Below are 11,632 nucleotides of genomic sequence, written 5' to 3' on the forward strand. Positions count from 1 at the left end.
TTCCCCTCCAAATGCTTAATACAGACTAGTAAATTATACCACGGACTATTTCTCTAACTTTAAATAAGAAAAACAGACTATCACACATGTGAAGTCTGTTTTTCCATACTTTTATTTTTGTACATCTGCCCATTTTAAACTTGTTGCCGGACCGAATTGATGTACATACAAATCTTTCACATATGGTTTTTGTAAGTATGATAATCCGCGCTGGAATACTGGTGCTATTACTGCATCATCTAGCAGCATTTTTTCCGCATCTTGCATTGCTTTCCAACGAGCTGTCTCATCATTACCTAATTCTGTTTTAATCTTCTTAATTAACGCGTCATATTCCGGATTTGCATATTCTGTATTGTTTACACTGCTTCCAGAAAGGAATACTTCTAAATAAGTCATTGGATCTGGATAATCCGGCAACCAACGTGATAACGACATTTCATATTCTTTCTTCTTCTCTAACGCCAGTTTTTGCGTATGTGGTTGTAATTTTACATTTACTTTTAAGCCTGGTAAGTTTTTCTCTAGCTCTTCTTTAATGTATTCTCCTACTTTTTTGAAGTTTTCTAAGTCATAGTTTAATAACTCAAGCGTCACTTCATTTGTACCTGTTTCTTGCTTCGCCTTTTCCCAATATTCTTTCGCCTGTTTTACATCTGTCTTATTAAACTCACCAGCCGTACTTCTAAAGTCTTTTTTATCTGGACCTTTTAAAAATCCTTTTGGCACGTAATAGTTTGCAGCTACCGAACCATCATTTAAAAATGAAGTTGCAAGCCCTTTCTTATCAAACACTGTACTTAGCGCGAGCCTTGCATTTTTATTTTTAAGAATCGGTACATTTTCATTGAATCGGAAGAAGTACATAACCGGATCTGTATACTGTTTTAGTTCTTTATTATTTTTATATTTATCTACGAATTCTGTTGAAATGACAGCTCTATCAACTTTATCTGTTTCATATAAATTTACCGCGGTTGAAATTTCTTTAACGATTTGATAATTTACTTCATCAAGCTTCACTTCTTTTTTATCCCAATACTTATCGTTTTTCTTCATTGTAAAACTCGCTTCATGCTTCCAATCAGATAATGTAAACGGCCCATTATATACCGCTTTATTTGCTTCTAATCCGTATTTATCCCCTTGTTCTTTCGCATATTTTTCATTAATTGGATAGAAAGACGGTAAAATAAGTAGTTTCGTAAAATAAGGTACAGGATGTTCTAACTCTACTACGAACGTTTTATCATCCTTCGCTTTCACTCCTAATTCCTCTAGCCCTAGTTGTTTCTTATTTATTTTCTCCGCATTTTTCACATCGTACGCAATATATGCATATTGAGAAGCTGTATCCGGATTAATAAGCTGCTTCCAAGCGTATACGTAATCTTGTGCTGTTACTGGATCTCCATTAGACCATTTCGCATCACGCAAGTGGAATGTATAAGTTTTTCCATCTTGACTCACTTCATATTTTTGTGCTCCAGCTTCAATCAGTTCATCATTTTTCGATAAACGGAATAATCCTTCCATTACGTTATTCAAAACGTTAAACGATACCGCATCTGTTACTTTCCCTGAATTTAACGACGGAATTTCACCCGTTTCTAGTAACTGTAATACTTTCTTCTCATCTTTCGGCTTTGTCGTTGTTTTTTCTTTTGCGCAGCCAACTAAAAATGAAGAAACTAAGAGTGTACTAACTAATGAGTAACGAACAACTTTTTTCATTTGAAAACCCCCTTTATTTTTTAAGGTAAGTAACGACGAGCACCAGCGTATTCTTCTATATATCCTGGTGTATTTAGCGGTATAATCTCTACTGATCTTTCAGCTCTCGGTGAGTGAATCATATTTCCATCACCAATATACATAGCAACATGGTGAACACTACCTTTTCCTTGATCATGTGCGAAGAAAATTAAATCTCCTTTTTGTAAGTTTTCTTTATCAACCGCAACTCCATTTCTCGATTGCGGACCAGAATCTCGCGGAATAGTAATACCGTGCGATTTATAAATTGTATGTGTAAATCCAGAGCAATCAAATCCAAAACCACTTGTACCAGCCCATATATATGGTAATCCTAAAAACATCTTCCCTGTGTTTATTAAATCATCAGCCGCCGGAGTTGGAATATCATTTTGAGAGCGATAAACCGTTCCATCATTTTTTCGTAGCCAAGCTTTTTGCCCATTTGGTAACAACACGCGGTATGAAATTGTATCTTCACTAAGTAGTGGCAGTCGCGTATTATAGCTCACTTCAAGCGATTTATGTTTTTCAGAAGGATTTATATATAAAATGGCTGTCGGTTTCGTTACTAAAACGAAAGGTTCGTTTGTTTTATCTGCAAATTCTTGATTAAATGTTAACTGTTTTTCAGGCATCCAACCTGGATAACCTTCTTCATTACGTGGTGTTGGCTGACCATGGACTAGCACTTTCACCCAGTCCCCTTTTTTATCAACAACCGTTACTTCTTGACCTAATAACGCTTGCGTTTCTAATTTATTTGCATTTGTTAACCAAAGCTTCTCATCAAGCGTCATTGATTTCGTCCACTTCCACAAATCAACTGGATTTGTAGCACTCGGTACATCAATTGGCCGTAATGAATCAGGTGCAGTCCAAAGTGTTGCAGCAGATACATCGATAAATGCTTTACTATCCTTCTTCTCTTCGGCATGTGCTGATGTAAACGATGAAAATATAAATAAAGTTGTTAAAAACGCAGTTCCTACTCTTTTCATACATATCCCCCTTAAAAGATAGTTTACTAATCTCTTCTCCTAAGATTTACTATTCACTGTCGATTGAAGGTTTACCTTTGACCCTGAATACGTCATTCCTTCCGGTTCTTCCATTAACCAAAGTGGTGCATCTAGATCGAAGTAATGAATATTAGGATGTGCCGCAGCTAAATGGGCTACAGCGCTAACGGAAGTGGAAGATTCCATCATACTACCAACCATACATTTTATACCCGCTGTTTCAGCGATATCTGCAATACGCCACGCTTCACGTATGCCACCACATTTCATTAATTTAATATTGAGTAAGTCTGCATATCCTCCTTGAACAATTTTCAATGCATCACTCGCTGAAAATATGCTTTCATCTGCCATAATGGGCGTTTGCACATGGTCTTTGACGTACTTTAATCCATCCCAATCTTTCGCATGAACAGGTTGTTCAATAAATTCGATATTTAAATTACGATTTTCCATCTCTTTAATAATCGTAACCGCTTCTTTTGGATTCCACCCTTGATTTGCATCTAATCGTAACGTCGTATTTTTTGGTACATTATTTCGAATCGCTTCAATACGTTCTAAATCTAAATGAGCGGATTTCCCCACTTTGATTTTTAAAGTTTGAAATCCTTTTTCTACATGTTGCTTTGCCTCTTTTGCCATAACGAAAGGCTCATCTACACTCACCGTAATGTCTGTGTGAATTTCTTTCTTCCCGCCTAATAATGCGTAAAGTGGAACGTTTTGATATTGACAATACACATCATATAAAGCGATATCTACTGCTGCTTTCGCACTTGGGTTTCCAATACAACTCATTTGAATGTGCTGTAGTAACTGTTGAAACTGAATGATATCTTGACCAATTAAACAGGAACGCATCGGTCCTAAAATTGCTGCTTCAATCCCGTTAGCAAAATCACCCGTAATAACTGGTGTTGCGGCTGCTGCCCCCTTGCCAACAATTCCTTCATCTGTATGAATATATACATCTATACTTTCTATTTCGGTTACAGTACGAAGCGCCGTTTTAAACGGTGTATGAAGATTTACATGCCTACGAATTACTTTTACATCAGTAATTTTCATATTGTTCATCCTTTCGTTCTCTGACAAAGTAGATCATTAATTCCCAATTTTTTTGGAGCAATAAATCTCCTCTTTCACTTACCTTTCATGCAAGAAATTAATGTGAAATAAAAAAATCCAGCCATAAGAAGATTCTTACGGCTGGATTTTGTCTAGGAATGGGTAGACAAAGCAGCGATTTGATTATATTTTTTCTGTGCATCTTTTAATGCTACAAGAAGTGCTTTTTGAGACGAACCAAAGTATCTATTTTTTATTTCTGTTACCAATAGTGGATCATTAATATTTTTATGTAGAAACAAATATTTAACAAATTGTGATGTTAATGCAATTGTCGCTGAGCAATCTGCATCTACAATTTCCCCTGTTTCCTTAACAAGTACAAATGCTACAAAATAACTTTTGAACTTTTCGGTAATAGGATTATTTTGAGGTGCTTTCGCATCCCCTACGACATAAATTGTATTTGAAGCGTACACAGCTATCTTCCTTTCTAATACGGGATAACGGTTTTCTTAATTGTCGTATGAGCGATAAACTCAACGTTGATCAAGAAATGTATCCGCTTACCTTGTATTATAATACAATTGACAGAATTTTAACAACATTTATTTCGGTATATATTCCATAATTATGAAAATAGTTCAAACTCTTCATTTTTACAATATGTGATTGTTTCTTGTACCATGCCATCCTTATACATGAAAAAACAGCTAGCAATCGCTAACTGTTCTATTACATTACTTCGGCAACACAAATATAGTTTCATTTGACTTAGAAAATTGATATTCTTTTCTCGCAAACTTCAAAATTTCTTCCTCATCGTCTGTTAAATTTTCTATGTTAGTCTTTAAAGAAGTCTTATCTTTCTTTAAAGAAACCAATTGCTTTTTTTGATTCGTTATTGTATCTTTTTTTTCTACGATTATTTCTTGTTGTTTCGTTAAAATAAATTGAACGTACAAAGTAGCCGCCGCAATAAATATAAACATGAATATAAATCGCCTTAATTTTTTCTTATTAACTGCTCGATTTTCATTAGACTGTGATAGTTGTTGTTGTATATTAGGAACATTTATTCGCTTGAGTTTCCTCATTATGAAATCCCCCTAACACATATATTTTCACTACCATCGGCATGATCTCTTACTAACTGTAATTCTATTCTTATAAAATAAGCTCCTTCACAAAAATATCTCACAAATTAACCAATTAAAGATAGCATTCGACGACATTTCCATATTTGCATTGCATTTTTTTATGTATGCTGCCATAAAATAGTAGTTCCTGTTATTCTTTTTCTACTATTGTAGAAGAGTTTTTTTACATACGAAATTTCTCCTCGTTTTCACATGATTCAAGGAGAAAAAAGATGCATTTTCGTACATTCGATAAAACTGGAATTACTGATTCAGAATTAGAAGTTGGACCATAGATCAACTCTAAAGGCAATTACCTATATACATTCAATATAAAAAAGCCCAAATTGGGCTTTTTTATTTTACAAATCTATATCATATTCCATACTTTTCGCTGTTTCCTCAGCAACCTCCACACCTAACAAATTTTTCACAATATGAAATGACATGTTAATACCAGCTGAAATACCTGCCGATGTTATAATGTGTCCTGCATCTACAAATTTTACATTCTCCATTACTTCTACACCGGGAAAATCTTTTTTGAAAGTTTGAATACTAGCCCAATGCGTTGTTGCTTGTAACCCTTCCAGTAAACCAGCTTTCGCGAGTAATAGCGCTCCAGTACAAACTGAAGTCATTAGCTTTACTTCTTTCATTTGCTGTCGAATCCAATTTATTATAGTTTCATTTTTCACTTCATTTTCCCTAACGCCTTTACCACCTGGAATGAGTAAAATATCAACTGTTGGTAAATTTTCAATACTATAATCCGGCTGTACCTTTAATCCGTTTCTTGCTGTAATCATTTCTCCATTTTGGCTAACTGTATAAACAGTAAATGGTTTTTCTTCATCCGCTTCGGTTACAGAAAAAACTTCAAATGGTCCTGCAAAATCTAACACTTCTACATCATTAAATAAAAATATGCCTACGCTCCATTTATTTATCATACGTTCACTTCCGGTTTTAAATGATGTAAAAGGTAATCATATCCTTTTTCTAACGCAATATCATATGCTGTTTTTCCATCATTTTTCTTAATCGCTTTATTAGCTCCATTTTCAAGAAGTAGCATAACTATTTCTTCACTTCCTAATAATGCTGCTTCATGTAACCCTGTCCAACCGCCACTTTGTATAACATTTACATCCGACCCTTTTTCAATTAAGAAAGCAACAAGTTCACTTTGCTTATTCGCGATGGCAGCTTGCAAAGGTGTATTTTCATTTTCGTTTTTTGCTCTATTATGTATATCTGCTCCACTTTCTAAAAGAAAACTTGCTATCTCTTTTTGTCCAAAATAACCCGCTAAATGAAGGAGAGTCCAGCCATCGTCACTAAATTCGTTAACAGCACTTGGATTCGTTTTTATAAACTCCACCACTTCTTCCTTATTACCACTTATAACAGCTTGTACTATTGATTGTAAAATCCCCATAATAATCTCCTATCTTTCAAATATTTAAGCATACTCTTCTATATGTTCTATTGATTATGCTATTTTCCTGTAAATACAGAAGTTTACATAATAATATTATCTAACTGATTTCCATCTTTTGTTTTAAATATTAAAATTTTCTGTTAAGATAAAATGATCATGTTTAATACGGAGGAGAAATTATGTTACAAGTAATGCCTTTAAATAGTGAAGACTATGATTTAATTACAGCTGCTGAAAAAGTAATTGAAAAAAACTATAAATATGGTCGTCATCATATCGGTTCAGCTGTAAGAACTAAAACAGGTAATATTTATGCAGCAGTGCATGTTGAAGCGAATGTTGGAAGAATAACAGTGTGTGGTGAAGCTATGGCGATTGGAAAATCTATTTCAGAAGGCGATCATGAATTTGATACCATTGTAGCAGTTGCTCACCCACATCCTCATGAAGATATAGAAAAATGTTGGGTTGTTGCTCCGTGTGGTATGTGTCGAGAATTGATAAGTGATTATGGAAAGAATACGAATGTTATACTTTCTTATAATGGTAAACTTGTAAAATGTAACGTAATGGAATTATTACCTGAAAAGTATACAAGCGAAGTAGAATAATCATTCCTACTCTCAACATATCAAATAATATTATTCCAATAAAAAAACAATCCATTTTTAAAACAGATTGTTTTTTTATTTCTTTTTTATGCAGTTTATTTTATTTTTCTATTTTTAACACTTATAAAATTATCATTAACAAAAATGAATTCCAAATATTAAAGCACGCATTGTAGTACGTTTTTCATTTGAAAACAAAAACGATATTTCTCATTACATTTGAAAAAACTTATTATAAACCCTCTAAATTCAGCAGTCTTATCATACCAATCTATAACAATTCTGTCTTCTTCCCTTACCTGTTTCCTTTAACACATATGATTTTAAAACTAGCGCCGTTAATGAATCCGTTAATGTTTTATATGATAAATTAGATAATGCTAATAGATCGTTCGTATATAACATTCTATGCTTCTCTAATAATAATAGTACTAATCGTTCAGACGGTTTTAATGCCTCGTCACTTTCTAATATAAAGTCTATATTTTTCATTTCTCTATTTATTACTCCTTATATAAAAAAATACTTGCACCCCTAATTTAATATAAAAATACTACACAACAAAAATTGAAGTATATTAAAATAACATCGTTTTAAAACACTATTATACTATAACATAGAAAAAGCATTTCCCGAAATAGGAAATGCTTTTTCTATATCACTAATATGATACTTCCAAACCTTCATTATTTCTTAAACTCTTACCCGTACAATTCCCTCCTAATTTCTCTGGTCATCTAAAAGTATTTATAACAAATCAAGTTCTTTTAAAATGATTCAAATACAAACGGTTAGTCATTCTAAATGACTAACCGTCTTCCAGCTTCTTCTCAATTAATATGTTCTACCTTATATATTTCTTGCAATATGCGGCTTACTGTAATGACTTGTTCCACCGCCGCCTACTGCTACTTTTCCACCTTTTTCAAAAATTAATAATTTACTTGAACCATCAGCCAGAAGTACTATTACTTCAGCATTATTACTCGTTGCTAAATAAATTACATAACCACTTTTTGAAATACATGTTTCCCAATTCTCATCAAATTCTGATCTTACTACCCGGTTTGAATACACTTGATCTTCAATTCTACCTTGTTCTTCATTTTCCAATTAGATTCCTCTCCCTTCACTAAAATATCATTTATAATAAAATAACAGCCCTAATTAAAATAATGACTGACTTTAACATAAATAGTATATGTAATTAGTAGAAGAATGCTTGGACAATGCATATATAATAACCTGTAAGGGAATCACAACTAAAACAAGGGAGTCGATATAATATCGACCCCCTTGTTTACATACATAGTTCTTTATTTTTCGTTTCGCACAGCTTCAAAAGTAAACATTTGATTTGCATTTGACGGTTCTTTTTTATAAACATAGTCAGCGGAGCAAGTAATGTTAGAGAAACCTATACTTTCTAACAGAAGTTTAAACTCTTCTATTCCATACCAGCGCAGCGCGAAGCGTTGTAGTTCTGTTTGTACTAACTGTCCTTTACTCCATTTTTCATATTTTAAATAGGATAGAGTAACTTGGTTCAGCCAATCTATTTCAATTGATTTATTTTCTAATGTAATTCCGTCTCCGCTCGGCAAAGAAAAAGTCGATGTATGAATCTCTCCTGTTTTCCAGTCATGCGGAAGCATAATATCTACGATTAATCGCCCGCCTGGATTAAGATGTTCATAAAAACATTTCAATGCGTTTATAGAATCCGTTCGATTTTCAATTAAACAAAAAGATCCAGTAGGAATGATAATTGCCTCGTATTTATGTGGCAGTGCAAATTGTTGTAAACTTCCTTCATATAAATTAGGATGTAAACCTCTCTCTTTACATCGTACGCGGCACGATTCTAGCATTTCAGGTGAATAATCTATCCCATCTACTTTAAATCCAGACTCTAGAAGTGGAATGATGACACGCCCTGACCCTACCGCTGCTTCGAGAATTCTTCCGGTGCAATTTTTTAAACGTTCTTCGTAATACTCAATATCACCATTTAAAGAATAACCGACAGGCTTAGTGAAATCATAAAGTTCCGTGCAAAGTGTACTATAAAAACTAAACATTTATTTTCTCCTCCGTTTTTTACGTACGGAAGATTTTCTTTCAATTAATCTTCCTGTACCTTTATTTTCAATAAAAATTCGAAAGAGCTGACTGTCATAATAAATCACTCGCTTTCCATAGAATATAATTATATTCTATAATATTCCCTTCGAAATGAATATATAAAAATAAAAATTCAGACTTTTACCGAAAGGAGGCTACGATGAATTCATTAATTATATTTCTTTTACTCCTTTTTGCTTTAAATGCACTAATTTTCTTTATAGCAAAGAAGTATAAACGAATATGGAAAATAGCTAGTGGCATTTTCATACTTTCTTCTCCCGTTGTTTTCTTTGCCACTTTGCACATTATTGGTGAAAAAGTAGGAGATGGGGTTGCTGGAGGTTTTGCGGGGCTTACCTTTAGTGTCCTACTGATCATAAATGCCATTTTTTTATTTATCGTAAGCATTTTTGTATCTACCAATAAAAATTCACATTAAACTCCCTATTTCAAAATATAAAGAGCTTACTAGGCAGTAAGCTCTTTATCCATAACTCTTTATTTCACAATTGGCAATGTCACTTCACTTAATTTCACTGAAAGCTTCGTTCCCGCTTTCGGTCTAATTGTATAATCATAGTCACTAGCGAGTAAAACAACCCCTATTTGATGCCCCGCTTTAAATACGTAATCATCTGGCTGCATGTCCCATGTGAATGTATAATCCTTGCCTGGTTTAAGTGCTGTTGAATCTTTTATACTATTTAAGTTTTGTGGGTCCATCCAACCTCTCGTAACTATTTCAGGCTTTGCTCCGCCATAATCAACAAGTAATGCTGTTAAATTTGATACAGGACGATCAATATTTCCTGTAATTGAAATCTTTGGTGTCCCGCTTATTCTCATATCTTTTTGTAATACCGGCATTGTATACACTAATCGATTTGCTACTTCTAATTCTGGGTTTGCTATTAATTGATTTGATTTCAGTTTTGCATCATCTACGAATGAGAAAACTTTATTTGCAGAGCCCATACTTAATGGTAAATTAACTGCTTTGTTACTTAAATACATACGAACTTTTGAAGGCACAGCCGATGGATCCGGCCAGTTTTTTAATTTTTCCCAAGTTTTATTTTCACGTTGTACATCAACCATTGGTTCATTCATAATTCCATTTTCAATTCCATACAACCAATAATCGAGCCATTTATTTTGTGTTCTTTGCCAGTCATTCGTTGATGTCCCACCGTGTCCACCTTGATGTAACCACATTTTACGAGGAACATTATTTTCTCCAAGTGCATCCCACCATTGCGCGAACTGCTTCGTCTTAACATTCCAATCATTTAAGCCATGAACAACAAATACGCTTGCTTTTACATTTTTAGCATCTTTTACATAATTACGTTTATCCCAAAAATCATTATAATTACCAGTTTTCCGGTCCTGTCCAGCTGTTAGCTCTTTTATTACTTGTCCGCAAACTTCAGGATTTTCTCTTGTTAGTACTGCTTCTGCCATATTATCTGTATCTTCTCCTTGGTATCCACCTGGCGCAATGACTGCACCGTTTGCACGATAATAATCATACCAACTACTAATCGCTGCGATTGGAATAATTGTTTTTAACCCTTCAACACCAGTCGTCGCAACAGCATTCGGTAACGTACCATTATAAGATACTCCTGTCATACCTACATTTCCTGTTGACCAATCAGCTTTAACTTCCTCACCATTTTCTGTATATGCTTTCGCACGTCCATTTACCCAATCAATAACAGATTTTGTCCCTAATATTTCTTGCTCATCCCCAGTAGTTGGACATCCGTCTGATTTGCCAGTTCCGATACTTTCACCTAAAATGACTGCATAGCCTCTTGGCACATAATAATTGCCGTACGAACCAAGATTAACAGCTCCATACGGTTTGCCTTCATACGCATACAATTCTTCATCTACATTATATACAGGTACATCTTTTAAACCAGATCGATATGGGCTCATTTCATATATAACAGGAACTTTCACATTAGGATCTGTTTTTGGACGCATAACCTTTACTGATACACGATCCTTTTTTCCATCTCGATCACTATCAACTTCCGTCTCTACAAATAGATTTTCGATAATTGCTTCATCAAGCGAGTAAATCGGCTTTGTCATCCCATTTTCTAATTCGATCTTCGTATTTGATTGTAGTCCTTCTGAAACTTTCCCATTTAACTTTACGTCATTCTCATTTATGTGGTTTGTTTCTTTCTTGTCTGCATACGCAGTCATACTATAAACTCCTGATGTGACTGATAAAGATAAGATTGTTGATAATGTAATTGCTATTTTCTTTTTCCCCATAGTCTTTCCTCCCCATATATGTCTCCTTTTTACTATACAACAAAATTACTGAAAATTCAGTTTATATTTCGTGCAATAACTTGAAAAATTGGTAGAGCACCCTTTAAACGAGCTTTCGAAGTTATATATTCTGATTTACTACTCTCATATAATCAATAAAAAACATCG

Annotated in this window: 13 protein-coding genes; 2 read left to right on the plus strand and 11 right to left on the minus strand. The window is 33.9% G+C overall.

The window, feature by feature from the left end; all coding sequences use genetic code 11:
* Window positions 1-111: 111 nt before the first annotated feature.
* From FOT98_RS02030 to FOT98_RS02065, 7 genes are all read right to left on the minus strand, one after another.
* Window positions 112-1,734 (minus strand): peptide ABC transporter substrate-binding protein, encoded by a 1,623-nt coding sequence (locus FOT98_RS02030; RefSeq protein WP_063259936.1) that lies wholly within the window; start codon window positions 1,732-1,734, stop codon window positions 112-114.
* Window positions 1,735-1,754: 20 nt separating this feature from the next.
* Window positions 1,755-2,756, minus strand: coding sequence for a C40 family peptidase (locus FOT98_RS02035; protein ID WP_063259937.1), 1,002 nt, complete (start codon window positions 2,754-2,756; stop codon window positions 1,755-1,757).
* 39 nt (window positions 2,757-2,795) lie between these two features.
* Complete coding sequence (locus FOT98_RS02040) at window positions 2,796-3,857, minus strand: dipeptide epimerase (RefSeq protein ID WP_144290923.1); 1,062 nt, start codon at window positions 3,855-3,857, stop codon at window positions 2,796-2,798.
* 143 nt (window positions 3,858-4,000) lie between these two features.
* Window positions 4,001-4,327, minus strand: a complete 327-nt coding sequence (locus tag FOT98_RS02045; protein WP_046954146.1) for a DUF3870 domain-containing protein — start codon at window positions 4,325-4,327, stop codon at window positions 4,001-4,003.
* 261 nt (window positions 4,328-4,588) lie between these two features.
* Window positions 4,589-4,945, minus strand: coding sequence for an FtsB family cell division protein (locus FOT98_RS02055; RefSeq protein ID WP_063259939.1), 357 nt, complete (start codon window positions 4,943-4,945; stop codon window positions 4,589-4,591).
* 404 nt (window positions 4,946-5,349) lie between these two features.
* Window positions 5,350-5,940, minus strand: a complete 591-nt coding sequence (locus FOT98_RS02060) for a DJ-1/PfpI family protein (protein WP_063259940.1) — start codon at window positions 5,938-5,940, stop codon at window positions 5,350-5,352.
* Complete coding sequence (locus FOT98_RS02065) at window positions 5,937-6,428, minus strand: ankyrin repeat domain-containing protein (RefSeq protein WP_063259941.1); 492 nt, start codon at window positions 6,426-6,428, stop codon at window positions 5,937-5,939. Before FOT98_RS02065 ends, FOT98_RS02060 begins: the two co-directional genes overlap by 4 nt.
* 182 nt (window positions 6,429-6,610) lie before the next feature.
* On the opposite strand from FOT98_RS02065, the gene FOT98_RS02070 reads away from it, so the two are divergent.
* Window positions 6,611-7,042: a cytidine deaminase gene (locus FOT98_RS02070; protein WP_061679699.1), complete on the plus strand. Its 432-nt coding sequence runs from the start codon at window positions 6,611-6,613 to the stop codon at window positions 7,040-7,042.
* A 261-nt stretch (window positions 7,043-7,303) separates the two neighbouring features.
* Here the strand turns inward: FOT98_RS02070 and FOT98_RS02075 are convergent, their stop codons facing one another.
* From FOT98_RS02075 to FOT98_RS02085, 3 genes are all read right to left on the minus strand, one after another.
* Window positions 7,304-7,534 carry a hypothetical protein gene (locus FOT98_RS02075; RefSeq protein ID WP_000789031.1) on the minus strand — a complete coding sequence of 77 codons (231 nt, stop codon included), beginning with the start codon at window positions 7,532-7,534 and terminating at the stop codon, window positions 7,304-7,306.
* 357 nt (window positions 7,535-7,891) lie between these two features.
* Window positions 7,892-8,155 carry a hypothetical protein gene (locus tag FOT98_RS02080; protein ID WP_063259942.1) on the minus strand — a complete coding sequence of 88 codons (264 nt, stop codon included), beginning with the start codon at window positions 8,153-8,155 and terminating at the stop codon, window positions 7,892-7,894.
* 203 nt (window positions 8,156-8,358) lie between these two features.
* Window positions 8,359-9,123: a class I SAM-dependent methyltransferase gene (locus tag FOT98_RS02085; RefSeq protein ID WP_063259943.1), complete on the minus strand. Its 765-nt coding sequence runs from the start codon at window positions 9,121-9,123 to the stop codon at window positions 8,359-8,361.
* 203 nt (window positions 9,124-9,326) lie between these two features.
* On the opposite strand from FOT98_RS02085, the gene FOT98_RS02090 reads away from it, so the two are divergent.
* Window positions 9,327-9,608 (plus strand): hypothetical protein, encoded by a 282-nt coding sequence (locus tag FOT98_RS02090; RefSeq protein WP_063259944.1) that lies wholly within the window; start codon window positions 9,327-9,329, stop codon window positions 9,606-9,608.
* Window positions 9,609-9,667: 59 nt separating this feature from the next.
* On the opposite strand, the gene FOT98_RS02095 is transcribed toward FOT98_RS02090, so the two are convergent.
* Window positions 9,668-11,464 carry a Xaa-Pro dipeptidyl-peptidase gene (locus tag FOT98_RS02095; RefSeq protein WP_063259945.1) on the minus strand — a complete coding sequence of 599 codons (1,797 nt, stop codon included), beginning with the start codon at window positions 11,462-11,464 and terminating at the stop codon, window positions 9,668-9,670.
* Between the last annotated feature and the right edge of the window lie 168 nt (window positions 11,465-11,632).

The sequence above is a fragment of the Bacillus sp. HY001 genome, assembly GCF_007558965.1.
Classification (GTDB): Bacteria; Bacillota; Bacilli; order Bacillales; family Bacillaceae_G; genus Bacillus_A; species Bacillus_A mobilis.

Coding starts and splice junctions, on each gene's coding strand:
- FOT98_RS02030 (WP_063259936.1), bottom strand. CDS start 1,734: ATGAAAAAAGTTGTTCGTTACTCATTAGTTAGTACACTCTTAGTTTCT.
- FOT98_RS02035 (WP_063259937.1), bottom strand. CDS start 2,756: ATGAAAAGAGTAGGAACTGCGTTTTTAACAACTTTATTTATATTTTCA.
- FOT98_RS02040 (WP_144290923.1), bottom strand. CDS start 3,857: ATGAACAATATGAAAATTACTGATGTAAAAGTAATTCGTAGGCATGTA.
- FOT98_RS02055 (WP_063259939.1), bottom strand. CDS start 4,945: ATGAGGAAACTCAAGCGAATAAATGTTCCTAATATACAACAACAACTA.
- FOT98_RS02060 (WP_063259940.1), bottom strand. CDS start 5,940: ATGATAAATAAATGGAGCGTAGGCATATTTTTATTTAATGATGTAGAA.
- FOT98_RS02065 (WP_063259941.1), bottom strand. CDS start 6,428: ATGGGGATTTTACAATCAATAGTACAAGCTGTTATAAGTGGTAATAAG.
- FOT98_RS02070 (WP_061679699.1), top strand. CDS start 6,611: ATGTTACAAGTAATGCCTTTAAATAGTGAAGACTATGATTTAATTACA.
- FOT98_RS02075 (WP_000789031.1), bottom strand. CDS start 7,534: ATGAAAAATATAGACTTTATATTAGAAAGTGACGAGGCATTAAAACCG.
- FOT98_RS02085 (WP_063259943.1), bottom strand. CDS start 9,123: ATGTTTAGTTTTTATAGTACACTTTGCACGGAACTTTATGATTTCACT.
- FOT98_RS02090 (WP_063259944.1), top strand. CDS start 9,327: ATGAATTCATTAATTATATTTCTTTTACTCCTTTTTGCTTTAAATGCA.
- FOT98_RS02095 (WP_063259945.1), bottom strand. CDS start 11,464: ATGGGGAAAAAGAAAATAGCAATTACATTATCAACAATCTTATCTTTA.